Origin of the sequence: Roseisolibacter agri, assembly GCF_030159095.1 — a bacterium.
Taxonomy (GTDB): domain Bacteria; phylum Gemmatimonadota; class Gemmatimonadetes; order Gemmatimonadales; family Gemmatimonadaceae; genus Roseisolibacter; species Roseisolibacter agri.
Map to the genome: position 1 here is coordinate 422042 of NZ_BRXS01000001.1, position 23913 is coordinate 445954.

The window sequence follows — 23913 nt, forward strand, 5'->3', positions numbered from 1 at the left end:
TCGCTCGCGCGGTTTCGCGCGTCCCGGCTATCCTGCGGAGCGTCGCACGTCCCGTCCCGAACCGATCGTCGACATGCTGCCCACCCGCACCCTCGGCACGCAGGGCCTCACCGTCTCCGCGCTCGGCCTCGGCCTGATGGGGATGAGCCACGCCTACGGCACGCCCGAGGAGCGCGACGAGCGCGAGTCGATCGCGACCATCCACCGCGCGATCGAGCTCGGATGCACCTTCCTCGACACGGCGGAGGCCTACGGTCCCCACGCGAACGAGGAGCTGCTGGCGCGCGCGCTGCGCGAGCTGGGGAGCGGGGCGCGCGACCGCGCGACCGTCGCGACCAAGTTCGGCTTCACCTTCGAGAATGGCGCGATCGCGGGCGTGGACAGCCGGCCGGCGCACGTGCGCGCGGCCGTCGAGGGCTCGCTGCGCCGCCTCGCCACGGACCGCATCGACCTGCTGTATCAGCACCGCGTCGATCCGAACGTGCCGATCGAGGACGTCGTCGGCGTGATGGCGGACCTCGTGCGCGAGGGGAAGGTGCGCTTCCTCGGCCTCTCGGAGGCGGGCGAGCGGACGATCCGCCGCGCGCACGCGGTGCATCCCATCACCGCGCTGCAGAGCGAGTACTCGCTGTGGGAGCGCAACCTGGAGCCGCGGATCATCCCGCTGCTGCGCGAGCTGGGCATCGGCCTCGTGCCGTTCGCGCCGCTCGGCCGCGGCTTCCTCACGGGCGAGGTGAAGCGCGCGGAGGAGTATCCGGAGAACGACTTCCGCCGCGGCGACCCGCGCTACCAGGGCGCGAACTTCGACGCCAACGTGCGCGCGGCCGGCGCGGTGCGCGACGTCGCGGCGCGGAAGGGCGCGACCGCGGCGCAGGTCGCGCTCGCGTGGCTGCTGCACCAGGGCGAGGATATCGTCCCGATCCCGGGCACGAAGCGGCGTGCGCGCCTGGAGGAGAACGTCGCCGCCGCCGAGCTGCGGCTCACGGCCGAGGAGCTGGCGACGCTCGATGCCGCGCTCGCGCCCGGGCAGATCGCGGGGCCCCGCTACGGCGAGAAGCAGATGGCGCAGGTCGACCGCTGACGTCGGCGCGCGCTTGACGGCGCGGGACCGCGGACCGATCATCGCGCTGTCGACGCCTCGCGCGATGCGTCCCACGCCTCCCGCCCCGCCGTGCGCTCACTCCTCACGCCCTGCGTTGCCACGGTGCTGCTCGCGGGCATCGCCTGCGCCACGCCTCGCGCCACGCTCGACGCCGACCCGAGCACCCCGAACCAGCTCACGGCGGCCGAGCGGGCCGCGGGATGGACGCTGCTGTTCGACGGGACGACGCTGCGCGGCTGGCGCGGCCTCGGGCGCGACACCGTGCCCACCGCGCACTGGCGCGTCGAGGACGGCGCGATCCACAAGATCCCGAGCGGCCGCGTCGCCGTGCAGGCGGACGGGCAGCCCGTCGGCGGCGGCGACCTGATGACCGTCGCCACCTACGGCGACTTCGAGCTGAGCTGGGAGTGGAAGGTCGCGCGCGGCGCGAACAGCGGCGTGAAGTACAACGTGGCGGAGTCGCTCTCCACCGCCATCGAGCCGCGCCACGCCGCGAAGGGCTTCGAGTACCAGATCATCGACGACGACGTGCATCCGGACGGCCGGATCGTGAAGCACCAGACGGCCGACCTGTACGACCTGTTCGCGGCGAACGATCGCAAGGCGGTGCGCCCGGTGGGCGAGTGGAACCGGTCGCGCATCGTGTTCCGCGGCACGCACGGCGAGCACTGGCTGAACGGCGAGCGCGTCGTCGCCTACGACCTCGGCACGCCGGCGATGGCCGCGGCGCTGGCGGCGAGCAAGTACCGGGACTGGGCGTGGTTCGGCGAGCGCCGGCGCGGGCACGTCGTCCTCCAGGACCACAACGACGCGGTGTGGTTCCGGAGCCTGAAGGTCCGCGAGCTGCGCTGAGCGAGGCGACGTCGCCATGGCCCATCCGTCGCCGACCCGGCGCGCGTTCCTGCACACCTCCGCGTGCGCGGCGGCGGGCCTCGCGCTCGGCGCGCCGTCTCGGGTCCGCGCGCAGCCCGCGACTACGGCCGCAGTGCGGCTGGGCGTGGCGAGCTACTCGCTGCGCAAGTTCCCGCGCGCGCGGGCGATCGAGATGGTGCGCGCGCTGGGGACGCCCTACGTCAACGTGAAGTCGGTGCACGCCGACTACGCGCTGTCGGCGGCGGAGCTGGCGGCGGCGCGCCGCGAGTTCGAGGCGGCGGGGCTGCAGCTCGTCGGCGGCGGCACGATCACCTTCGCGCACGACACCGACGACGACGTGCGGCGCTACTTCGACTACGCGCGGGCGCTCGGCCTGCCGCTCATCGTCGCGACGTGCGACCCCGCGATCCTGCCGCGCGTGGAGCGGTTCGCGACGCGCTACGACGTCCGCGTCGCGATCCACAACCACGGCCCGGAGGACCGGCACTACCCGGCGCCGGCGGACGCGCTGCGGCACGTGCGGACGATGGACCCGCGCATGGGGCTGTGCATCGACGTCGGGCACACGGCCCGCACGGGCGCCGACGTCGTGCAGGCCATCGCCGACGCCGGCCCGCGCCTGCTCGACATGCACGCGAAGGACCTGCGCGACCTCACGGCGCGCGACAGCCAGTGCATCGTCGGCGAGGGGCGCATCCCGTTCCCCGAGATCTTCCGCCAGCTGCAGGCGATGCGCTACGCCGGCGTCGTGAACCTCGAGTACGAGATCGACGCCGCCGATCCGCTGCCGGGGATGCAGCGCTCGTTCGCGTACATGCGCGGCGTGCTCGCCGGCCTCGCGCCACACGGGAGGAAGTGAGATGTCCGACCAGACGCTCGCCCCGGACCTGCCCCGCCGCGACTTCCTGAAGCAGGCGGCCGCCGGTGCCGCGGGCCTCGCGCTCGCCGCGGCGCCCGGCGCGGCGCACGCCACGCACGCGACCGCGACGACCGCCGCGAGCTACGCGCGCATCCGCGGCGCCAACGAGCGCGTGCGCGTGGGCATCGTCGGCTGGTCCGACCGCTGCCGCAGCACGCTGCTGCCCGCGTTCCAGGCGGCGGCCAAGGAGCTGAACTTCGAGGTCGTGGCGCTCTCGGACATCTGGAGCCGCCGCCGCGAGGAGGGCGTCGCGCAGGTGGGGCAGGCCGTGGGCCGCGCGATCCGCGGCTTCCGCAACAACGAGGCGCTCTACGACGCCAAGGTGACGGACGCGGTGATCATCTCCACCGCCGACTTCCAGCACGCGCTGCACGGCGTCGAGGCGATGCAGGCCGGGCAGGACGCGTACATCGAGAAGCCGCTCGCCAACACGATGGCCGACGCGAAGGCGATCCGCGACGCCGTGCGCTCCAGCCGGCGCATCGTGCAGATCGGCACGCAGCGCCGCAGCTCGCCGAAGTACCGCGCCGCCAACGACTACCTGCGGGCCGGGAAGTTCGGCGACGTCGTGATGGCGGAGATGACGTGGAACGTGAACCAGCCGGGCCGGTGGCGCCGCCCGGAGCTCGTGGCGCAGATCCGCGAGCAGGACACCGACTGGACGCGCTACCTGCTGAACCGCCCGTTCGAGCCGTGGGACCCGCGCAAGTACGTCGAGTACCGCCTCTTCTGGCCGTACTCGTCAGGCATCCCCGACCAGTGGATGGTGCACCAGATCGACACGGTGCACTGGTTCACCGGCTTCCCGCGCCCGCGCAGCGTGGTCGCCAATGGCGGCATCTACCTGTGGAAGGACGGGCGCCGCAACTGGGACACGGCCACCATCGTGTTCGACTACGGCCCGCTCGACGACCCGACGAAGGGCTTCCAGGTGGTGTACGCGTCGCGCATGACCAACGCCGCCGGCGACGTGAAGGAGTACTACTACTCCAACGGCGGCATGCTCAACCTCGACACGGGGCGCGTGACGCCGGAGGGCGGGCTCACCGCGAGCTTCGCGAAGGCGATGGGCCGCGAGGCGTTCCTGCTGCCCGAGACGACGCTCGTGGAGTCGGGCGCGCGCGTCGAGACCGCGGCCAGCACGGGCGCGGATCGCGACTCGCTGCTGCACGTGCGCGACTGGATGGAGGCGGTGCGCGCGCGCCGGAAGCCCAACGCCGACATCGAGGCGGGCTACAACCACTCGGTCGCGCTGGTCATGACCATCGCGGCGATCCAGAGCGGTCGCAAGGCGACCTTCGACGACCGGGCGCAGCAGGTCGCGCTGGCCTGACCGCGACGCCGTCGCTTCGTCGTCGCTTCGGCGTGTCTACGCCGGCCCGCGCCGCATCGCCGTCACCTCGGCCTCGGTCGCGGGCCGCACCTTGAGCACGCTCTCCTTGCGGATCTCCACCGTGCCGGGCTTCACGCCGCGCGGCTTGGAGACGTGGCGCCCCTCGGTCGTCGAGACCGACGTCACGCCGCCCGTGCGCGCCTTGCTGTGGTAGGCCGCGAGCGCCGCGGCGCGCTCCAGCGTCGCGCGGTCCGGCTCGCGGTCCTCGGGCACGCGCAGCACCACGTGGCCGCCCGGCATCCCGCGCACGTGGAACCAGCGGTCGCGCGGCTTCGCGAGCTTGATGCTCACGTAGTCGTTGGCGGCATCGGTGCGGCCCGCGAACGCCTGCCAGCCGTCGGGGAGCTCGTACTCGATCACCCCGCTCGGGATCACGGGGCCGCGACGCTCGGACGAGGACACGGCGCGCGTCAGCCGTCCAGCGGCAGCGCGGCGCGCCCGGCGTCGGTCACCCGCACGCGGCGCGTGTAGTCGGCGCCGCGCGCGACGACGAGCAGCCCCTTGTCGCAGAGCTGCGTGAGGATCTGCGCGACCTGCTCCGACGAGAGCATCGGGCCCGGCTTCTCCATCCCCGTCGCGAGGGCGGAGCGATGGCGCGCCGCCAGCCGGTTGCGGATGTCGAGCACGAGCCCGTCCCAGCGCGGCCCCTCGTCGCGGCCCGGGAGCACGACGTCGATCTCCGCCACCACCTCGGCGAGCACGAGCTGCTGGCGCGCGGTGAGCGTCATGCGGCGGGACGGGAAGGGGGGAGGGGTCGCACGGGCTGCAAGCTAGCGCGCCGCGCACGCGGAGGTAGCGGCGGCGGGGCCGACGCTGAGCGGGGCGACGCTCAGCGGAGCGCGTCGAGCGCGACCACGAGCCGGTTGGCGCGCTGGTGGCCCGTCACCACGATGAACCGCTGGCCGTCGGGCGACGCGTCGTACATCGCCAGCAGGCCGCCCGGGTAGAAGGCGTGGAAGAGCGGCGTGCGGTCGCGCACCTTCAGCAGCGCGCCGCCCGCGGACTCCACGCGCGCCGCCATCAGCCGCTCGCCTTCCCAGTAGTACAGCTCCCGTCCATCGGCGCGCCACACCGGGTGCATGCCGCCGCTCACCGAGACGAGCGTGCGCGCGCCCGGCGTCGGGAACGACTGCACGTACACCTCGTCGCGGCCGCTCTCGTTCGACGTGTACGCCGCCCAGCGGCCGTCCGGCGAGACGCGCGGACCCACCTCGCGCGCCGGTCCGGTGACGTACGGGCGCGCGGCGCTGCCGTCGGTCGGCTGGATCCAGAGATCCTGGTCCCCGTTCCCGGCGCCGCCCACCGGCACGTCGATGAATACCACGGCGCTGCCGTCGCGCAGCCAGTCGCCCGGGAACTGGTAGCCCGGTCGCCGCGTCAGCAGCCGCGCCGCGCCGCCCGCGAGCGACCGCGTGAACACGTCCTTCGCGTCGCCGGCGTCCGCCGAGTACGCGATCGTCCGCCCGTCGGGGCTCCACTGCGGATCGTTGTTGTTGTTGGCGTCGGTGGTGAGCCGCTGCGTGGCGCCGGTCGCGAGCTCGGCGATCCACACGTCGCTGGCCGCGGCATCGGCCGCGAAGGCACCGTACGCCACGCGCGCGCCGTCGGGCGAGAAGCGCGGCGCCCACGGCATGCGCGCCGGCACCCGCTGCAGCTCGCGGCCCTGACGGTCCAGCACGGACAGCTTCAGGAAGCCCGGCGTCTCGTCCGACCCGCCGGCGCGGTACACGAGCGCGCCGGACGCCGACACGTCGAACGGCGCGCCGTCCATCAGGAACGCGAGGCCGCCGGTGAGCTGCTCCGCGGGGCCGTCGAGCGTCCGGCGCCGCACGTCGAACGGCTGCCGGTACAGCTCCCCGCCCACGCCGCCGAACACGACGTGTCCCGCCACGTAGTGCGGCGCGAAGCCGGCGCCCAGCTCGCGCACCGCGCCGGTCGCGACGTCCAGCACGCCGAAGCGCGGCCCCATCGTCCGCCTGGTGATCGTCACCAGGAGCGCGCCGCCGCCCGGCAACGGGTGCGGGTCCGCGAGCGCGAGCGCGGTGTCGGCGATCGGCACACGCGTGGGCGCGCCGCCGCGCGTGGAGGCGCGGTAGATCGCGCGCGCCGGCGTGTCGGCGAACCAGATCGTGTCGTCCTCGCCCCACGCGCCGCCGCCGAACCATGCGGCCTTCACGACGTCCACCGACGGCCCGCCGTCGAGCCGGACGCGCCGAAGCATGCCGTTGGCGTAGAACGCGACCCACACGCCGTCGGGCGAGAAGAACGGCTCGCGCGCGTCGTCGGTGCCGGCGAGCGGCCGCGCCCGCAGCTCGTCCAGGCGCCGCGCGTACAGCCGCGCGCCCGTGGCGTCCTCCAGGCGGAAGACGATGGTGCGGCCGTCGGGCGAGATGGCCGGGCCGGTCGTGCCGAACGAGCCCGAGTCGACGTCGACGGTGAAGCGCACCGCGCCCGCGCGCGCCGCGGCTGCCGCGCCGGACGCACGGGTTCGCGCGGCGCCGAGTGCCCAGCCCAGCGCCGCCATCGCGAGGGCGACGCCGCCGAGCAGCGCCGCGCCGCGCCACGTGACGCCCGGCGTGGGACGCGGGCGGACCGCCGGCGCGTTCGACGGCGAGAGCGCCGCCACGAAGGCCGTCGCGCTCGGAAGGCGGTCGGCGGGCAGCCGCTCGAGCGCGGCGAGCACCGCGGCGTCGACGTGGGGCGGCACGGTGTCGCGCGCGCGCGAGGGTGGCGCGGGCCGGTCGCGCAGCGCCTTCGCGATCACGGCCTGCACGTTCGGGCCGGTGAACGGCGGCTCGCCCGCGAGCATCTCGTACAGCAGCACGCCCAGCGCGTAGACGTCGGCGCGCGCGTCCACCGTGCGCTCGCCGGTGGCCTGCTCGGGCGCCATGTACTGCGGCGTCCCGATCGAGATGCCGGTGCGCGTCATGCGCGCGCCGCCGGTCGCCTGCGCCACCGCGAGCGCGATCCCGAAGTCGGCCACCTGCGCGTGCCCGCCCTGCAGCAGGACGTTCTCGGGCTTCACGTCGCGGTGGACGACGCCGCGCGCGTGCGCGTACGCCAGCGCGTCGGCCACCTCGCGCGCGATGCGCAGCGCGTCGTCCAGCGGCAGCTGCCACTCGCGCGTCAGCCGCGCGCGCAGCGTCTCGCCGTCGACGTAGGGCATCGCGTACCACAGCAGCCCATCGGCCGCGCCGCTGTCGAACAGCGGCAGGATGTGCGGGTGGTGCAGCGACGCGGTGACCTCGATCTCGCGCAGGAAGCGCTCGGCGCCCAGCGCCGCGGCGAGGTCGGGAAGCAGGACCTTCACGGCGACGTGCCGGCGGTGCCGCAGGTCGCGCGCGAGGTAGACGGTGGCCATGCCGCCGCGCCCCAGCTCGCGCTCGATCGCGTAGCGCCCCGCGAGCGCCGCGTCGAGCCGCGCGCGGTCCACCGCCGGCTCCGCGGCCGCGGCGTCGACCATCGCGCCGTGCTCCAGGAACCCGGTCGGCGGGGCGGCGCCCAGCAGCGACTCGACCTCGCGGCGCAGCTCCGCGTCGTCCCCGCACGCGGTCGCGACGTACGCCGGCCGCTCGGCCGGCGTGCGGTCGAGCGCCGCCTGTACCACCGCCTCGACCGCCTGCCAGCGCTCGGGCGTCACGGAGAAGGAGGGAGGGCCATGGGCGACGATAGGGCGCCGCGCCGGACGGGGTCAAGCGCGGGGGCGTTCGCGTCGTGCATGGATGCCGTGAGTGGATCCGGCCGCGTTCTGCGCGCTCCTGTACGAGGCCCGATTCCAGGCGCCTCCGCCGCCACGCACCCCCTGCCGGAGGAACCCATGCCCGCTTCCACGCACGTCCGCGCGCTCCTCGCCGCGCTCTCGCTCGCCGTCCTGCCGCTCGCCGCCTGCGCCACGCACAACGCGGCCACGACCACTGCCACCCCATCCGCGGCCGCCCGCCCCGTCGTCCTCGTGGACAACGCGGGCACGGCCTGGCTCGACGTCTACCTGCTGGACGAGACCCGCGACTGGCACCTCGGCCGCCTCGCGCCGGGGGCGCGGGGCACGCTGCGGCTCCCCGCGGGCGCCGCCGCGGGGGCGGGGATGGTGCGGCTGGCGGTGCTGGCCGGCGCGACGCAGACGGTCGCGCCCAGCCGCGACCCGCGCGCCATCGTGAGCATGGCGCAGCCGATGACGGCGCTCTCGGGGCAGCGCTGGTCGTTCGCGCAGGGCGCGCTCACGGGGCTGCGGCCGCACTGAGCGCGCACGGCGACGCGGCGCTGGCCGCGGGGTCGCGCGCATGGTACGGTTCGTCGTCCCGTCCACCCGCGCCCCGCCCGCCATGCGTCGCTCCCCGCTCGCCGCCGTCGTCGGTCTCGCCTGCGCCCTCGCGGCCGGCCGTCCGGCCGCCGCCCAGTCGATCCCGCCGGAGGAGTACCAGGCGCGCCGCGACTCGCTCGCGGCGCACCTGGACAGTGGCGTCGTCGTCGCGTTCGGCGCGCGCGAGCCGGTCGCGCTCTGGACCGCGTACCGGCCGCTGCCGGCGTTCCGCTACCTGACGAGCTTCCACGAGCCGGACGCCGTGCTCGTGATGGTGAAGCGCGGCGGGGTGACGCGGACGTCGGTGTTCGTCGACATCCCCGACGTGCGCTACCAGCTCTACGTCGGCATCCCCGCCGACTCGGCCACCGTCGCGCGGGAGACGGGGCTGGCGCGGCGCCACATGCGCGAGCTGCGGCCGGCGCTCGACTCGCTGGCGGCGGCGGGGCTGCCGTTCTACACGCTGCGCGACTTCGCGTCGGGCGACGCGGCGGGGCGCGACACGGTGACGCTGGGCGCGCGCTTCATGCAGGGCTTCGCGGCCGCGCATCCCGCGCTCGTCGTGCGCGACGCGCACCCCATCGTGGACCGGCTGCGCGCGCGCAAGTCGCCGCGCGAGCTGGCGCTGCTGAAGCGCGCGATCGACGCCACCGGCGCCGCGCACGCGGCCGCGCTCCGCGCCGTGCGCCCCAACGCCAACGAGCGCCAGGTGCAGGCGACCGTCGAGTCGGCCTTCCTGCAGGCGGGCGCCGAGGGGCCGTCGTTCGCGAGCATCATCGGGTCGGGGCCGAACAGCACGACGCTGCACTACATGCGCAACGACCGCGTGATGCGCGACGGCGAGGTGGTGGTGATGGACATCGGCGCGTCGTACGAGGGCTACGCGGCCGACGTCACGCGCACGGTGCCCGTCAATGGCCGCTACACGCCGGAGCAGCGCGCCGTCTACCAGATCGTGCGCGACGCGCAGAAGGCGGCGGAGACGACCGCGAAGCCGGGCGCGAAGTGGGCGGCGGTGCAGGAGGCGGCCGACTCGGTCATCGCGCGCGGGCTGGCGCGCCTGGGCCTCATCGAGTCCGCCGACGCGATGTTCGACGCGCCGTGGGGCGGGCAGTGCACGGCGCGCTCGCGCCTCTGCCGCCAGTTCGCGCTGTTCATGCCGCACGGGCTCGGGCACGGCATCGGCATCGAGGTGCACGACCCGGCGCAGTACTACATGGACGACCAGACGCTGCGCGAGGGCGACGCCTTCACCATCGAGCCGGGGATCTACGTGAACCCCGAGGTGCTGCGCCTGATCCCGGACACGCCGCGCAACCGCGCGATGCTGGCGAAGATCCGCGCGGTCGTCGACCGCTACAAGCACGTCGGCGTGCGCATCGAGGACGACTACGCGGTGACGAAGCAGGGCGTGGAGTGGCTGTCGCGCGCGCCGCGCGAGGCGTCGGAGATCGAGGCCGCGATGGCGAGGGCGCGCCCGGTCGTGCCCTGAGGGGCGTGAGCGGACCGGACGCGCCGCGCCAGCGGCGTCAGGCCGGCTGCTGCTGCGCGGACTGCCCGGCGGCCTGCTGTGCCATCCACTCGGCCCCCGCGCGCTCCATCTCCTCGGGCGTCATCTCCTTCTGGCGGGTGGCGATCCCCCACTCGTGCCCGAACGGGTCGGTGAGCTTGCCGTAGCGGTCGCCCCAGAAGGCGTCCTCCAGGGGGTAGCGCACGGTCGCGCCGGCGTCGAGCGCGCGCTGGAACGCGGCGTCGGCGTCCGCGACGTAGAGGTGGAGCGAGCCGGGGTTCCCGTCGGTGCTGAGCGGCGACTTCGTGCCCCACTCGACGTTCTCCTCGCCCAGCATCACGATCGAGTCCCCGATGCGGATCTCGGCGTGCATGATCGCGCCGCCGGGGCCGGCCATCCGGCTGAGCTCCTCGGCCCCGAAGGCCTGCTTGTAGAACTCGATCGCCTTCGCGGCGTCGCGGACGATGAGGCTGGGCGTGACGCTGTGGTAACCGGTGGGGGTGGACGACGCGGCCATGCGGACTCCCTCGGACAGTGGTGGTGGGTGGGGCGTGTTCGGATTTTCTTCGGGAGCGCCAAGCTACCGGGAACGGATGTCGCCGCAAGAGGCGTGGGGCGGGGCGCATTACGTTTGGGCCGGCCGTCTCCCACCGCTCCGAATCGTCCCGCACCGCCGCATGCCGCTCGCCGCCCTCCTCGCCCTCCCGCTGCAGCTCGCCGCCGCCAACCCCGCCGCGCCGCCGGTCCACCACGGCCTCCGCGGCCAGCTCGAGGTGCGCGCGCCGCGGCTGGAGCAGGCGATCGAGGTCGACGGCCGGCTCGACGAGCCGGCGTGGCGCGAGGCCGCGGTGCTCACGGGCTTCTCGCTCTACCAGCCGGTGGACGGCCGCCCCGCGCCCGACTCGACCGAGGTGCTGGTGTGGTACTCGCCGACCGCGATCCACTTCGGCATCCGCGCCTTCGAGCCGCACGGCGCGGTGCGCGCGACGCTGGCCGACCGCGACCGCGTGAGCAGCGACGACTACGTCGAGCTGCACCTGGACACCTTCGACGAGCGGCGCCGCGCGCTGGTGTTCATCGTCAACCCGCTCGGCGTGCAGGCGGACGGCACGAAGAGCGAGGGCGGCGGCTTCATCCCCGGCGCCAACGTCGCGCCGGGGCAGAACGACCTCAGCGCCGACTTCCAGTGGCGCTCCAAGGGCCGCGTCACCGAGCAGGGCTACGAGGTCGAGGTGCGCGTCCCGTTCAGCAGCATCCGCTACGCGGTGGGCAATCCGCAGCGGTGGGGGCTGCAGGTCGTGCGGCGCGTGCAGCACAGCGGCTACGAGCAGACGTGGACGCCCGCACGTCGCGGCTCGGCCTCCTTCATCGCGCAGGCGGGACGCCTGGTGGGGCTGACCGGGATGCGCCACGGGCAGGTGGTGGAGCTGAACCCGGAGCTGACCAACACGACGGCGGGCACGCCGCGCGTGTCGAACGGCGACGGGTGGCGCTACGCCAACGACGCCAACGTCGGTGGCAACGTGCGCTGGGCGATGGGGAGCGACTTCGTCCTCAACGGCACCATCCGCCCGGACTTCTCGCAGGTCGAGGCGGACGCGACGCAGATCGCCACCGACCAGCGATTCGCGCTCTTCTATCCGGAGCGGCGCCCGTTCTTCGTCGAGGGAAGCGATCAGTTCAACGTGCCGAACACGCTCGTCTACACGCGGCGCATCGTGCGTCCCGAGGCGGCGGCCAAGCTGACGGGGAAGATCGGGCGCAACGACGTCGCGCTGCTCACCGCGATGGACGACCGGGCGACGACCCTCGACGGCTCGCGGCCGTTCGTCGGCATCATGCGGCTGCGGCGCGACCTCGGCACCCAGTCCACGGCGGGCGTGCTGTACAGCGGCCGCACGAGCGGCGCGCGCGACAACCACGTCGTCGGCGCCGACGCGCGCCTCGTCTTCGGCGGGATGTACTTCGCGCAGTTCCAGGCGGTGGGGAGCACGACGTCGCAGGACGGCGTGCGCCGCACCGCGCCGATGTGGGAGGCGGTCGTGGACCGCACGGGCCGCAGCTTCGGCTTCCACTACGCGCTGCTCGGCATCGCGCCGGACTTCCAGACGGACAACGGCTTCGTGCCGCGCACCGGGTTCGTGCAGCCGAGCTTCAACAACCGCTTCACGGCGTTCGGGCGGCCGGGCGGGTTCTTCGAGCGCTACAACGTCTTCGTGCAGACGAGCGCGCTCTGGCGCTACGACGGCTTCTTCGACGGCGAGAGCCGGCTGGAGCACCGCCTCTCCGCGAACAACCAGCTGACCTTCCGCCGCGGCTGGTCGGTGTCGGTGACGCCGGCGCTCGCGAGCTACGCGTTCGACCCGGCGAACTACCGCGGGCTGCGGACGGCGGGCACGAACGGCGCGGCGCCGGCGCCGTTCGTGCCGTCGGCGCGCACGGGAACGACGGTGTCCTCGTTCTCGGTCGCGACGCCGCAGTTCCGGCGCTTCGCGGCGTCCGCCGGCACGACGGTCGGCAACGACGTGGACTTCCTGGAGTCGTCGCGCGTGCGGCGGCAGGACTGGAACGCGTCGCTGGACCTGCGCCCGAACGAGCGGCTGCGCGTGGGCGCGACGTACGTCGCCAGCAGCTTCACGCGCCGCCGCGACGGCGCGCGCATCCAGTCGCTGCGCATCCCGCGCGTGCGGGCCGAGTACCAGGTGGCGCGCCCGGTGCTGGTGCGGGTGGTGTCGCAGTACGAGTCGACGCGGCGCGCGGCGCTGCGCGATCCGCGCACGGGCGAGGTGCTGCTCACCACGGGGCCGACGGCGGGGAGCTTCGTGCCGTCGGTGGAGCGCCGCGGCAACGCGCTGCGCACGGACTGGCTGTTCTCGTACCGGCCGACGCCGGGCACGGTGGTGTTCGCGGGCTACGGCAACACGCTCACGGAGCCGGACGCGCTGGCGTTCCAGCAGCTGCGCCGCGTGAACGACGCGCTGTTCGTGAAGCTGAGCTACCTGTTCCGGCTGAAGCAGGGCGACTGAGCACGCGTCACGCAGTCTCGCCGGACCCGAACGGCGAACTGCATTCGACAGGATTACAACGGATTGGACGGACAAGAGCCGGATTACGCTCCTCGCGGCGCACGACACCTCGCCGCCACGCGGAGCGTAATCCGCGCTTGTCCGTCGAATCCGTCCAATCCTGTCAAAGCCGTTCGCCGTTTCGCGTCCTGCGCGCCGGGCCCTGTGGCCATTGGAGAGGATGCGGATGCTCCGGATGCGGCGGATGCTCCGGATCGCTCCGCGTGGCGCACGGGACGTCGTTGCCACGGGGGACGATCCGAATGATCCGCTCCATCCGGAGCATCCGTATCCTCTCCAACCGGAGAAGAGTTCGGGCGCGAAGTTGGGCGCCGAGGTATCCCTGCTGTCATCGCAGCTCGGATTCCGCCCGTTCCGCGCGCCGCGTCCGCGCGGTAGCGTACCATCCACACTCTCGCGGAGCCGACCCGTGTCCCGTCCCGATCGCCGCGCGCCACGTGCGCGTTCCTGGCTCGCCCTCACCCTGCTCGCGCTGCCCGCGGCCGCTCGCGCGCAGGCGGCCGAGCCGCCGATCGTCGGCCGGTGGGACCTGCGGGTGACGCAGCCGGACGGCTCCATCGCGCCGTCGTGGCTGGAGGTGTCGCGTTCCGGGAACAGCGCGCTGGTGGGGCGCTTCGTGGGCAACGTCGGCAGCGCGCGGCCCATCGGGCGCATCGACTTCGCGGACGGCACCATGCGCTTCGCGATCCCGCCGCAGTGGGAGCAGGGGACGGGCGACCTGACGGTCGAGGGGACGGTCGCGGGCGAGCGGATGACGGGATCGCTCGTGCTGCCGAACGGCGAGCGGCGCACCTGGACCGCGACGCGCGCCCCGACGCTGCGCCGCGCGGCCGCACCGCGGTGGGGGACGCCGGTGCCGCTCTTCAACGGCCGCGACCTCGCCGGCTGGACGACGCAGGGCGGGACCAACAACTGGAAGGTCGTCGGCGGCGTGCTGACGAACACCGCGTCGGGCGCGAACCTGGTGACGACGCGGAAGTTCGACGACTTCAAGCTGCACGTGGAGTTCCGCGTGCCGAAGGGCGGCAACAGCGGCGTCTACCTGCGCGGCCGCTACGAGGTGCAGGTCGAGGACAGCGGCGACCGCCCGGAGCTGCTGCCGCTGAACGTCGGCGGCGTCTACGGCTTCCTCCCCGCGAGCGAGAATGCGTCGCGCAGGCCGGGCGAGTGGCAGTCGTACGACATCACGCTCGTCGGCCGGCGCGTGACGGTGGTGCTGAACGGCCGCACCGTGATCGCGGACCAGATCATCCCCGGCATCACCGGCGGCGCGCTGGACAGCGAGGAGGGCGCGCCGGGGCCGATCCTGCTGCAGGGCGACCACACGGCGGTCGAGTTCCGCAATGTCGTGATCACGCCCGCCCGTTGAGCGCTGCGGAAGCGGGAACGGCATTGCAAGGATGAAGATCGGATAACGTCCGATAACGACGGATGGCTCCGCGTGGTGGCGAGGAACGCCGCCCAACGCGGAGCCATCCGTCGTTATCAGATCTTCTCAGATTTTGATCCTTGCAAATGCCGTTCGACGTTCGGGTCCGCCGCGCTGCATCACGCGTGCGGCGCCCAGGCGCGGTCGCCCGGCGCGTACGGCGCGCACGGCTCGTAGCGCCCCGGCGACTCCACGTAGCGCATCGCCTTCGTGTAGCCGATCTCCGACGTGAAGAAGCCGAGCATCGCCAGCTCCTTCATCATCCGGAAGTAGTGCGCCGGCGCGTCGGCGGCGACGGTGCCGCTCGCGATCTCGCCCGTGCCCGCGTTCTCCTGCCGCTGGTCCGGCAGGTTCTTGTCGGCGGAGTCGCTCGCGGCCTGCTTGTCCGTGATCACCTGCGTCCCTTCCGGCGGCGCCTGCGGCCCGCGCTCGACGCGCTGCCCGCTCGCCGCCGCCAGCGTCTTGGCCCGCTCGCGCGCGTCCATGTACGTCTTCGCCTCGCGGTCCAGCGCCGTCAGCACCGCCGTGCGCTGCGCGGGCGTCGCCTGCATGAAGCCGACCCGGTGCGCCTGTTGCGTCGCCGCGTCGATCTTCGCCAGCCCGTCGGTGAACACCTGCTGCTCGGGCGCGCGGTAGCTGTCCGTCACCATCAGCGCCATGAACGCGCCCGTGGCCGCGGCCTTCGCGCCCGGGCTCCGCGCCGTCGTCGGCAGGATCGTGTCCGCGATCTCGTCGAGCAGCGCCACCTGCTGCGCCGTGAACTTTCCGACCGGCTTGTACGCGCCGTCGGCCGCCGCAGCCGGCCGCTCGCCGCGCTCGCACGCCGCCAGCAACGACGTGCCGCCCACCAGCGCGACGCCGCCGAGCATCGCGCTCACGCGCCACACCGCCTCGCGGCGCGTCAGCAGGGCGGGGGACGGCGTCTGGGACTCGGTGCCGTTCTCGAAGTCGTTCGCCATCGTCGCGGCCCCGGTCAGAGGTTCTGCCGCTTCAGCTCGTTCACGGCGAAGTCCGCCGCGCGGGCCGTCAGCGCCATGTAGGTGAGCGAGGGGTTCACGCACGACGCGCTCGTCATGCACGCGCCGTCGGTCACGAACACGTTCGGCGCGTCCCATACCTGGTTGTGCTTGTTCAGCACCGAGTTCTTCGCGCTCGTGCCCATGCGCGCCGTGCCCATCTCGTGGATGCCCATGCCCGGCGCGTAGTCGCCGTCGTACACGCTCACGTCCTTCGCTCCCGCCGCCTCCAGCATCTCGGCCATGTCGACGCCCATGTCCTTCCGCATCTTGTGCTCGTTCTCGCGGATCTGGCAGTCGATCGCGAGCACCGGCAGCCCCCACTTGTCCTTCTTGTTCGGGTCCAGCGTGACCTTGTTGTCGTGGTGCGGCAGCATCTCGCCGAACGCCGTCGCGCCCATGCGCCACTGGCCCGGCTCCGACGCCATGTCCTTGAACTCCCCGCCGATCCCCAGCTCCGCCACCGCGCGCGACCAGCCGTCGCGGCTCGCGCTCCCCTGGTAGCCGAAGCCGCGCAGGTACTCGCGCTTGTCGCGCCCCACGTTGCGGTAGCGCGGGATGTAGAAGCCCGCCGGCCGGCGGCCGTAGTAGTACTTGTCGTCGTACCCCTCCATCCGCCCCGACGCGCCGATGCGGAAGTGGTGGTCCATCAGGTTGTGCCCCAGCTCACCCGAGCTGCTCCCCAGCCCGCCCGGCCACACGTCCGTCGCGCTGCGCAGCAGCAGCCACGTCGAGTTGAGCGCCGACGCGCACAGGAAGACGAGCTTCGCCTTGTAGTCCGTCGTCTGGCTCGACATCGCGTCGATCACGCGCACGCCCGTCGCGCGCTTCGCGTCCCGGTCGTAGAGCACCTCGCTCACGATGGCGAACGGCTTGAGCGTCAGGCGCCCCGTGGCCGCCGCCGCCGGCAGCGTGGACGACTGCGTGCTGAAGTACCCGCCGTACGGGCAGCCCAGCCAGCACGCGTCGCGGAACTGGCACGGATTGCGGTGCGGCAGCTTCAGCGTCGCGTTGGCGACGCGCGAGTGGATCATGTGGCGCGCGCCGCCGAAGCGCGCCGCGATCTTCCGCGCCGACTCCTCCTCCACGCAGTTGAGCGGGATCGGCGGCTGGAACTGCCCGTCGGGGAGCACCTCCAGGCCGTTGCGCGTGCCCGCGATCCCCGCGTGCCGCTCGACGTGGTCGTACCACGGCGCGATCTCGGCGTAGCGGATCGGCCAGTCGGTCGCGACGCCCTCGCGCGCGTTGGCGGTGAAGTCGAGGTCTCCGTGGCGGTAGCTCTGGCGCCCCCACATCAGCGAGCGGCCGCCCACGTGGTACCCGCGGTACCAGTCGAACCGCTTCACCTCGGTGTACGGCGCGTCGCGGTCGCTCGCCCACCAGTCGAGGTTCTTCTCGTTCAGCGGGTAGTCGCGCTTGAGGACCGGATACAGCTCCTCCATCGCCACCGTGCGTCCCCCGCGGTGCGGGTACTGCCACGGCCCCTTGGTCGCGTTCACGTAGTCCTTGATGTGCTCGATGTTCTTCCCGCGCTCGAGCATCAGGACCCGCAGCCCCTTCTCGGTGAGCTCCTTGGCGGCCCAGCCGCCGGAGATCCCCGACCCCACCACGATCGCATCGTATTCCTGGGCCTGCACCGTACCCTCCTCGGCGGCTGACGGCGGCATGGACGGCGGTCGCCCGGGGTGCGTGCCCGGGCCGTCCTGCGCGAATATCGCCTGCGGTCCGCGCGTTGGCGATCCGCCGTCGCGGATTCGCTCGTCGCGCGGCGTGGCGAGGCGGGGCGCGGCGCGGCGAGGCGCGGTGCCGCCCGTGCCTTGTGGCGCCGACGTTGCTCGCGCATCGTGCCCCGGACCGTCCGGAGTCCCCGCCGCTCCCCCGAGCCGAGTCGGCCATGAAGTTCGCCTCGCCCTTCGCCACCCAGGATCCCCAGGCGCGCGACGACCGCCCGCGCGACGACGAGCTCGATCTCTACGGGCTGACGCACGCCGGCCGCGTGCGCACCGAGAACCAGGACCACTTCCTCCTCTGCACGGTGCACCCGCAGGTCGTGGTGCACGGCACCAGCCTCCCCGACGCGGCCGCGATGTCGCTGCGCGGGCAGCGGCTCGCCACGATCATGCTCGTGGCCGACGGCGTGGGCGGCAGCGCGGCCGGCAGCATGGCCAGCCGCCTCGCCACCGAGGCGGTGACGCACTACGTCGCGTCGAGCCTGCGCTCGTACCACGCCGCCGGATCCGCGGGCGACGCCGAGTTGATGGAGGCGCTGCGCGCCGCGGCGATCGAGGCCCACGAGGCGGTGCGCGCCGAGGCGAGCACGCGCAGCGACGCGCGCGACATGGCCACCACGCTGTCGCTCGGCATCGTCATCTGGCCGTGGATGTACGTCGTGCAGGTGGGCGACAGCCGCGTCTACTTCTTCCGCGACGACGTGCTGCAGCAGGTGACGAAGGACCAGACGCTGGCGCAGGAGCTGGTGGACCAGGGCGTCCTGTCGCGCGAGCGCGCGACCGCGTCGCCGCTGGCGCACGTGCTCTCGAGCGCGATCGGCGCCAAGGAGGCGCTCCCCGAGATCACGCGCGTGGACGTCGGCAAGCGCGGGAGCGTGATCCTCGTCTGCACCGACGGCCTGACGAAGCACGTCAGCGACGACGAGATCGCCGACCGCCTGCGCCGCATGCAGTCGTCGGAGCAGGTCGCGCGCGAGCTGCTGCAGCTGGCGCTGGACCGCGGCGGCAGCGACAACGTCACCCTCGTCGTCGGACGCGCGCTGCCCCGCGCTACCGACTGACCGCGGCGCGCGATCCTGACGTCGATTCCGACGGTCGAGCCCGTCGCGCACACCGTGCGCCGATGGCCCGCAGCGTGACGACGGACGGCCTCTGGCGTGCCCGAGAATTGCATGGCTGGGTGCGCTGCGTCACGCGGCCCCGGCTGCGTGACGCGCTAGGCTGATCCATCGTCGCCAGTGTCGGTCGCGCGCCCCAGGCGCGTCCGACGGAGGGCCGTCGTCCGGCGGTCCGCAGCGCGGTCCTCCTCCACCAGGGGAGGACGCACCACCCTCCGCACGTCCCCGTGGCGTGCGGGCGCACTCCCCGTCCATGCGAGCCTTCCGCTTCCTCCGCGCCGCCACGCTCCTGCTCGCGCTGGCCGGCGCCGGCTGCGACCGCCCGGATGCCCCCACCGCGCCGCGCGCGCTGGCCCCGACCGCCGCGCCGTCAGGCGGCCTCCTCGGCAGCGTCGTCGGCGGCGTGCTCGGCACCGTCACGCGGCTGGCCTGTCCGACCGAGGCGTCGCGGCGCGGCACGGCGGTCGTGGGACCCGAGGGCGGCGCGCTGGTGGTGGACGGCTTCCGCGTCGACTTCCCCGCGGGCGCGGTTCCGGAGCCGGAGACGTTCTCGCTCGAGGTGGTCGCCGGCCAGAACCTCGAGATCGAGGTCCACGCCGAGGGCTACGCGCACTACCTGTTCGCGCGGCCGGTGACGGTGACGCTCGACCTGTCCACGTGCGGCGGGCTGCTCCCCGCGGGGCTACAGGCGTGGTACATCGACTCGGACACCAAGGCGCTGCTGGCGCCGATGGGCGGCCTGCTCGACCCGACGGCGCGCACGCTGCGGTTCCAGACGCCGCACTTCTCCGGCTACACGATCGCCTGGTGACGGCGCCGCAGTCGACGTCGCAGGGGACGTCGCCGATGCCGCCGCGCACCGCGTACACGCCGGTCGTGCAGCGCGCCGACGACGAGGTCCGCGAGGCGATCGCGCAGGGCCAGCGCTTCGAGTACGCGGGCGACCAGGCGCGCGCGCACCGCGCGTACGCGACCGCGCTCGCGCTGGCCGAGACGCCGGCGCTGCGCGCGGAGGCGGTGCGGCGCATGGGCGACACGCACCGCGCGCGCGGCGCGTGGACGGAGGCGCGCGCGGCCTACGACCGCAGCGCCACGCTCGCGGAGGAGGCCGGCCTGACCGACCTGTACGCCGAGGCGCTGAACGCCGACGGCGGCGTCGCCATCCTGCAGGGCGACGCGGAGCGCGCGACGGCGGTGTTCGAGCGCGCGCTGCAGTGCAATCCCGGCCCGCGCGTGCGCGGGCTGCTGCTGCAGAACGTCGGCATGCTCGCCGCTCGGCGGCGCGAGCACGCGCACGCGGTCGAGCTGTTCGTCGCGTCGCTCGGCTGCTTCCGCGAGTCGGGCTACCGGCGCGGCGTGCTGATCGCGCTCAACAACCTCGGCGCCGCGCGCATCGAGGTGGGCGAGCCGGCGGCCGCGGTGCCGCTGCTGCGCGAGGCGGCGGCCATCGCGCGCGAGCTGCAGGAGCTCGACCTCCTGCTGCTGACGGTGCGCAACGAGGCCGAGGTGTGCCTGCAGCTCGGCCGCCTCGACGAGGCCGAGCAGTACATCGGCGAGGCGCTCGGCCACTTCTCGAAGGTGGGCAACGAGGCGCGCCGCGCGGAGTGCCTGGTGATCCTGGGCGACGTGCAGCGCGCGCGCGGCGAGCCGATGCTCGACGGCGTCGCCGCGCGCTGCTACACGCTGGCCGCGGAGCTGGCGGAGTCGGTGGGCGCGGGCCCGATCGCGACTCGCGCCCGCGCCGCGCTGGCCGCGCTCCCCGTCAGCCCAGGGTGACGGTGCGGCGGCGCCGCACGCGCACGCCGCCGAGCAGCGCGAGCCCGCCGCCGAGCAGCGCGACGGTCGTCGGCTCGGGGACCGTCGACACGGGAGCGCCACCGCCGCCGCCGTTCCCGCCGCCGGTGCCGCCCTGTGGATCGAGCGTCGTGCCCTCGCCGATCGTGTCGGTGTCGAGGTCGAACGCGACGCTGGTGCCCGCGGCGAGCGGCGACGCGCCGCCGAAGAGCAGGTCCACCTGCTCGAACAGGTCGCCCATCGGCGACGATCCGACGAGCGCCACGGCGTTGCGGTACGTGACCGTCGCGGTGGCGTCGTACCGCGAGGGGCTGAACGGATCCTCGCCCTGCAGCCGCAGCGCGATGCCGAGCGCGGAGTTCTCGGTCAGCACCTCGTCGCCGTTCATGTCGAACACCGTGCCGCCCGGCGCGCCGCTCAGCACGAGCCGCGTCAGCCCGCCCGACCACAGGTTGTCGAGCGACCAGAGGAAGTCGAACGGCGCACCCGTGTTGAGCTCCGCGCCGAGGGAGAGGCGGAAGCGCTGCGTGCTGACGCCGAACAGCTCGTCGCCCAGGTCGCCCCACACGCCGGAGACGATCTCGCCGTCGGCGAAGGTGGCCGTCACCTGCATGCCGGCCATCGCCGAGCCGGTCGTGGACGCCGACGAGAGGCGGGCGGTGGTGTACGTGGTGCCGGTCTCGGTGACGACGGACTGCGCGTGCAGCGCCGGCGCGGCCACGAGGCCCGCGGCGATCAGGGAGAGGATCGGGAGTCGCATGACGGTGAAGCCCACGGTGAAGACGGCGGTGATGACGGAATCGGAAGGATCGACGAACGCGCGCATCGTACGGATCGCGGGCGCGCGTCGCATGAGCAGTTCGGCTCACGCGGCGCGGAGCGTGCGACGGGGCGGCGTGATGCTCCCGCGACCCCTCTCCCCACTCGCGCTGCTCGCGCTCTTCGGCAGCGCGGCGTGCGCGCCCGCCGTCACGCCCATCGCGACGGCGCCGACGCCCGTGGCCGCGCCCGCGCGACTGGCCGCGACCGACTCGCTCGTCGTCGGCTCACCGCCGACCGTGGGTCTCGCGCCCACGCTCACCGCGCGCCTCGACTCGCTGATGCGCGCGTCGCTCGCGGCGGGCGCCGCGCCGGGCGGGGCGCTGGCGGTGGGGCGATACGGACGGCTCGTGCACCTGAAGGGCTACGGCACGACCGACTGGCCCGACGGCGCGCCGCGCGTGGACGCCGCGACGCTCTACGACCTCGCGTCGCTGACGAAGGTCGTGGCGACGACGACGGCGGCGATGATCCTCGAGGAGGAGGGGCGGCTGGACCTCGCGCGGCCGGTGCGCGACTACGTGCCCGAGCTGAGCGCGCCCGACAAGGCCGGCATCACCGTGCGCATGCTGCTGACGCACCAGGGCGGGCTGGAGGCCGGCGCGGCGCTGTATCGCCAGCATCGCGGCCGCGCGGCGTACCTCGCGCAGATCAACGCGCGCCCGCTGCGCTCCGCGCCCGGCACGCAGACCGTGTACAGCGACTGGGACATGGTGCTCCTGCAGGCGGTGATCGAGCGCATCACCGGGCAGGCGCTGGACGCGTTCGTGGCGCAGCGCGTGTTCGCGCCGCTGGGGATGCGCGACACGCGCTTCACGCCCGACACGTCGGACGCCGCGCTGCGCCGCCGCATCGCGCCGACGATGGTGGACACGTCGCGCGGCGGCCTGCAGTGGGGCACCGTGCACGACGGCAACGCGTGGGCGATCGGTGGCGTGTCGGGGCACGCGGGGCTCTTCTCCTCCGCGCGCGATCTCGCCGTGTTCGCGCAGATGCTGCTGAACGGCGGGAGCTACCGCGGCGTGCGGCTGCTGAAGCCGCAGACCGTCGCGCGCTGGACGTCGCCGCAGGGGCCCTCGGCCAGCCGCGCGCTGGGGTGGGACACGCCCGCTCAGAGCTCCAGCGCCGGCCAGTTCTTCTCGCCGCGCAGCTTCGGGCACACGGGCTTCACGGGCACGTCGCTCTGGATGGATCCCGAGCGCGGCGTGTTCGTCGTGCTGCTGCTGAACCGCGTGCACTCGCGCGGCGAGGGGACGCTGCACCCCGCGCTGCGACGGCAGGTGGCGGACGCGGTGCAGCGCGCCATCACCGACGCGCCGCTGATCCAGTGGGAGGCGCCGACGCTGCCGGCGGGCGTCTCGGCGCCGTGAGACGGGTCGCGCGGCTGGCGCTGCTGCTCGCGCTCGCGTCGCGCGGCGCGACGGCGCAGGCGCGCGCGACGTGGGGCGACACGCTCGTCGCCGCACCGCCCGAGGCCGCGGGCTTCGCGCCCGGGCTGAGCGCGCAGCTCGACTCCGCGATGCGCGCGCTGGTCGCGGAGGCGAAGGTGCCGGGCGCGGTGCTCGCCGTCGGGCGGCGCGGGCGGCTCGTGCACCTGCAGGGCTACGGCACGACGGACTGGCGCGCGGGCGCGCCGGTCGCGGACGCGTCCACGCTCTACGACCTCGCGTCGCTCACGAAGGTCGTCGCCACCACCACCGCCGCGATGGCGCTGGAGGACGCGGGACGGCTGGACCTCGATCGCCCGGTGCGCCGCTACGTGCCCGCGCTGGACGCGCGCGACAAGGCGGGGATCACGGTGCGCATGCTGCTCACGCACCGCAGCGGGCTGGAAGCGGGCGCGCCGCTCTACGCGCACGTGCGCGGGAAGGAGGCGTACGTGCGCGCCATCAACGCGCGCCCCGTGCAGGCGCCGCCCGGCGCGTACACCGAGTACGGCGACTGGAACATGGTGCTCCTGCAGGCCGTGATCGAGCACGTCACCGGCCGCCCGCTCGACGCCTTCGTGCGCGACCGCATCTTCCGCCCGCTCGGCATGCGCGAGGCGCGGTTCCGCCCCGACACGTCGGACCACGCGCTGCGCCGCCGCATCGCGCCGACGGACGTCGCGTGGGGCGTGGTGCACGACCCGAACGCGCGCGCGATGGGCGGCGTCTCGGGACACGCCGGACTGTTCGCCACCGCGCGCGACCTCGCGGTGTTCGCGCAGACGATGCTGAACGGCGGCCGCTACGGCACCGCGCGCATCGCGTCGCCCGCGACGGTCGCGCGCTGGACCGCCGCCCAGCGCGCCGACGCCAGCCGCGCCCTCGGCTGGGACACGTCGATGGCGCCCGCGACGGGCGCGGGGACGCTCTTCTCGCGGCGGAGCTACGGGCACACGGGCTTCACGGGCACCTCGCTCTGGATCGACCCGGACCGCGAGCTGTTCGTGGTGCTGCTGCTCCACCGCGTGCACCAGCGCGGCGAGAGCGTGGGGATCGGCGGAGCGCGGCGGCGCGTGCACGACCTGGTGCAGCAGGCGGTCGTGGACGGGCTGCGGGTGCGGAAGGAGCCGGGCGTCGAGACGCCGGAGGAAGTCGATCGTTCGCCGTGATGGCGACGCGCGGGGCCCGTTCGCCTTTGGGGAGGATACGGATCCTCCGGATCTGGCGGATGCTTCGGATCGCACCGTTCGGGCGCATGGGACGTCGCCGCCACGCGGGACGATCCGAAGCATCCGTATCATCCGGAGCATCCGTAACCTCTCCAAGAGCCACAGGGGGCCGGCGCGGGAACCGCAGGCGGTCCGATGGGGTCGAAAAGCGGGCCTAAGTCGTTATGT

At 74.0% G+C, this 23913-nt stretch carries 20 protein-coding genes; 13 read left to right on the forward strand and 7 right to left on the reverse strand.

Features of this window, described 5'->3' with window-relative positions:
• Nucleotides 1–73 precede the first annotated feature (73 nt).
• The 4 genes from rosag_RS01795 (at nucleotide 74) to rosag_RS01810 (ending at nucleotide 4227) form a co-directional block, all read left to right on the forward strand.
• Nucleotides 74–1081, forward strand: coding sequence for an aldo/keto reductase (locus rosag_RS01795; RefSeq protein ID WP_284348294.1), 1008 nt, complete (start codon nucleotides 74–76; stop codon nucleotides 1079–1081).
• 90 nt (nucleotides 1082–1171) lie between these two features.
• Nucleotides 1172–1954 (forward strand): 3-keto-disaccharide hydrolase, encoded by a 783-nt coding sequence (locus rosag_RS01800; protein WP_284348295.1) that lies wholly within the window; start codon nucleotides 1172–1174, stop codon nucleotides 1952–1954.
• A 16-nt stretch (nucleotides 1955–1970) separates the two neighbouring features.
• Entirely contained in the window at nucleotides 1971–2834 is an 864-nt protein-coding gene (locus rosag_RS01805) for a sugar phosphate isomerase/epimerase family protein (RefSeq protein WP_284348296.1), read from the forward strand.
• Nucleotide 2835: 1 nt separating this feature from the next.
• A complete protein-coding gene (locus tag rosag_RS01810; RefSeq protein ID WP_284348297.1) occupies nucleotides 2836–4227 on the forward strand; it encodes a Gfo/Idh/MocA family protein in 1392 nt (463 codons plus the stop codon).
• Nucleotides 4228–4263: 36 nt separating this feature from the next.
• Here rosag_RS01810 and rosag_RS01815 read toward each other — a convergent pair whose 3' ends face one another.
• From rosag_RS01815 to rosag_RS01825, 3 genes are all read right to left on the reverse strand, one after another.
• Entirely contained in the window at nucleotides 4264–4662 is a 399-nt protein-coding gene (locus rosag_RS01815; protein WP_284348298.1) for an NFACT RNA binding domain-containing protein, read from the reverse strand.
• Nucleotides 4663–4697: 35 nt separating this feature from the next.
• Nucleotides 4698–5015: a hypothetical protein gene (locus rosag_RS01820; RefSeq protein WP_284348299.1), complete on the reverse strand. Its 318-nt coding sequence runs from the start codon at nucleotides 5013–5015 to the stop codon at nucleotides 4698–4700.
• 101 nt (nucleotides 5016–5116) lie between these two features.
• Complete coding sequence (locus rosag_RS01825) at nucleotides 5117–7927, reverse strand: protein kinase domain-containing protein (protein WP_284348300.1); 2811 nt, start codon at nucleotides 7925–7927, stop codon at nucleotides 5117–5119.
• A 177-nt stretch (nucleotides 7928–8104) separates the two neighbouring features.
• Between rosag_RS01825 and rosag_RS01830 the strand changes: the two genes are divergently transcribed.
• Both rosag_RS01830 and rosag_RS01835 read left to right on the forward strand, forming a co-directional pair.
• Nucleotides 8105–8527: a hypothetical protein gene (locus rosag_RS01830; protein WP_284348301.1), complete on the forward strand. Its 423-nt coding sequence runs from the start codon at nucleotides 8105–8107 to the stop codon at nucleotides 8525–8527.
• An 82-nt stretch (nucleotides 8528–8609) separates the two neighbouring features.
• Nucleotides 8610–10079, forward strand: a complete 1470-nt coding sequence (locus rosag_RS01835; RefSeq protein WP_284348302.1) for an aminopeptidase P N-terminal domain-containing protein — start codon at nucleotides 8610–8612, stop codon at nucleotides 10077–10079.
• Between the two features lie 37 nt (nucleotides 10080–10116).
• Here the strand turns inward: rosag_RS01835 and rosag_RS01840 are convergent, their stop codons facing one another.
• Nucleotides 10117–10614 (reverse strand): VOC family protein, encoded by a 498-nt coding sequence (locus tag rosag_RS01840; RefSeq protein ID WP_284348303.1) that lies wholly within the window; start codon nucleotides 10612–10614, stop codon nucleotides 10117–10119.
• Between the two features lie 160 nt (nucleotides 10615–10774).
• On the opposite strand from rosag_RS01840, the gene rosag_RS01845 reads away from it, so the two are divergent.
• Together rosag_RS01845 and rosag_RS01850 are read left to right on the forward strand one after the other, a co-directional pair.
• On the forward strand, nucleotides 10775–13123 hold the full coding sequence (locus rosag_RS01845; protein ID WP_284348304.1) for a carbohydrate binding family 9 domain-containing protein: 2349 nt from the start codon (nucleotides 10775–10777) through the stop codon (nucleotides 13121–13123).
• A 469-nt stretch (nucleotides 13124–13592) separates the two neighbouring features.
• On the forward strand, nucleotides 13593–14552 hold the full coding sequence (locus tag rosag_RS01850) for a 3-keto-disaccharide hydrolase (protein ID WP_284348305.1): 960 nt from the start codon (nucleotides 13593–13595) through the stop codon (nucleotides 14550–14552).
• A 179-nt stretch (nucleotides 14553–14731) separates the two neighbouring features.
• On the opposite strand, the gene rosag_RS01855 is transcribed toward rosag_RS01850, so the two are convergent.
• Nucleotides 14732–15571 (reverse strand): gluconate 2-dehydrogenase subunit 3 family protein, encoded by an 840-nt coding sequence (locus rosag_RS01855; RefSeq protein ID WP_284348306.1) that lies wholly within the window; start codon nucleotides 15569–15571, stop codon nucleotides 14732–14734.
• 14 nt (nucleotides 15572–15585) lie between these two features.
• Nucleotides 15586–17295 carry a GMC oxidoreductase gene (locus tag rosag_RS01860; RefSeq protein ID WP_345784806.1) on the reverse strand — a complete coding sequence of 570 codons (1710 nt, stop codon included), beginning with the start codon at nucleotides 17293–17295 and terminating at the stop codon, nucleotides 15586–15588.
• Nucleotides 17296–17522: 227 nt separating this feature from the next.
• Here rosag_RS01860 and rosag_RS01865 point away from each other — a divergent pair, with 227 nt between their 5' ends.
• The 3 genes from rosag_RS01865 to rosag_RS01875 all read left to right on the forward strand — a co-directional run bounded on the left by rosag_RS01865 (nucleotide 17523) and on the right by rosag_RS01875 (nucleotide 20252).
• Nucleotides 17523–18419 carry a PP2C family protein-serine/threonine phosphatase gene (locus tag rosag_RS01865; RefSeq protein ID WP_284348308.1) on the forward strand — a complete coding sequence of 299 codons (897 nt, stop codon included), beginning with the start codon at nucleotides 17523–17525 and terminating at the stop codon, nucleotides 18417–18419.
• A gap of 310 nt (nucleotides 18420–18729) precedes the next feature.
• On the forward strand, nucleotides 18730–19287 hold the full coding sequence (locus rosag_RS01870) for a hypothetical protein (RefSeq protein WP_284348309.1): 558 nt from the start codon (nucleotides 18730–18732) through the stop codon (nucleotides 19285–19287).
• The gene (locus rosag_RS01875; RefSeq protein ID WP_284348310.1) at nucleotides 19284–20252 is read left to right on the forward strand and encodes a tetratricopeptide repeat protein; all 969 of its coding nucleotides are present in this window, start codon (nucleotides 19284–19286) and stop codon (nucleotides 20250–20252) included. Before rosag_RS01870 ends, rosag_RS01875 begins: the two co-directional genes overlap by 4 nt.
• Here rosag_RS01875 and rosag_RS01880 read toward each other — a convergent pair.
• On the reverse strand, nucleotides 20239–21096 hold the full coding sequence (locus rosag_RS01880; protein ID WP_284348311.1) for a PEP-CTERM sorting domain-containing protein: 858 nt from the start codon (nucleotides 21094–21096) through the stop codon (nucleotides 20239–20241). The two genes, rosag_RS01875 and rosag_RS01880, sit on opposite strands and share 14 nt — an antisense overlap.
• 73 nt (nucleotides 21097–21169) lie before the next feature.
• Between rosag_RS01880 and rosag_RS01885 the strand changes: the two genes are divergently transcribed.
• Both rosag_RS01885 and rosag_RS01890 read left to right on the forward strand, forming a co-directional pair.
• The gene (locus rosag_RS01885) at nucleotides 21170–22459 is read left to right on the forward strand and encodes a serine hydrolase domain-containing protein (RefSeq protein WP_284348312.1); all 1290 of its coding nucleotides are present in this window, start codon (nucleotides 21170–21172) and stop codon (nucleotides 22457–22459) included.
• Entirely contained in the window at nucleotides 22456–23685 is a 1230-nt protein-coding gene (locus tag rosag_RS01890; RefSeq protein WP_284348313.1) for a serine hydrolase domain-containing protein, read from the forward strand. Before rosag_RS01885 ends, rosag_RS01890 begins: the two co-directional genes overlap by 4 nt.
• Nucleotides 23686–23913 lie beyond the last annotated feature (228 nt).

Coding starts and splice junctions, on each gene's coding strand:
- rosag_RS01795 (WP_284348294.1), top strand. CDS start 74: ATGCTGCCCACCCGCACCCTCGGCACGCAGGGCCTCACCGTCTCCGCG.
- rosag_RS01805 (WP_284348296.1), top strand. CDS start 1,971: ATGGCCCATCCGTCGCCGACCCGGCGCGCGTTCCTGCACACCTCCGCG.
- rosag_RS01810 (WP_284348297.1), top strand. CDS start 2,836: ATGTCCGACCAGACGCTCGCCCCGGACCTGCCCCGCCGCGACTTCCTG.
- rosag_RS01820 (WP_284348299.1), bottom strand. CDS start 5,015: ATGACGCTCACCGCGCGCCAGCAGCTCGTGCTCGCCGAGGTGGTGGCG.
- rosag_RS01830 (WP_284348301.1), top strand. CDS start 8,105: ATGCCCGCTTCCACGCACGTCCGCGCGCTCCTCGCCGCGCTCTCGCTC.
- rosag_RS01835 (WP_284348302.1), top strand. CDS start 8,610: ATGCGTCGCTCCCCGCTCGCCGCCGTCGTCGGTCTCGCCTGCGCCCTC.
- rosag_RS01840 (WP_284348303.1), bottom strand. CDS start 10,614: ATGGCCGCGTCGTCCACCCCCACCGGTTACCACAGCGTCACGCCCAGC.
- rosag_RS01845 (WP_284348304.1), top strand. CDS start 10,775: ATGCCGCTCGCCGCCCTCCTCGCCCTCCCGCTGCAGCTCGCCGCCGCC.
- rosag_RS01855 (WP_284348306.1), bottom strand. CDS start 15,571: ATGGCGAACGACTTCGAGAACGGCACCGAGTCCCAGACGCCGTCCCCC.
- rosag_RS01860 (WP_345784806.1), bottom strand. CDS start 17,295: ATGCCGCCGTCAGCCGCCGAGGAGGGTACGGTGCAGGCCCAGGAATAC.
- rosag_RS01865 (WP_284348308.1), top strand. CDS start 17,523: ATGAAGTTCGCCTCGCCCTTCGCCACCCAGGATCCCCAGGCGCGCGAC.
- rosag_RS01870 (WP_284348309.1), top strand. CDS start 18,730: ATGCGAGCCTTCCGCTTCCTCCGCGCCGCCACGCTCCTGCTCGCGCTG.
- rosag_RS01880 (WP_284348311.1), bottom strand. CDS start 21,096: ATGCGCGCGTTCGTCGATCCTTCCGATTCCGTCATCACCGCCGTCTTC.
- rosag_RS01885 (WP_284348312.1), top strand. CDS start 21,170: ATGCTCCCGCGACCCCTCTCCCCACTCGCGCTGCTCGCGCTCTTCGGC.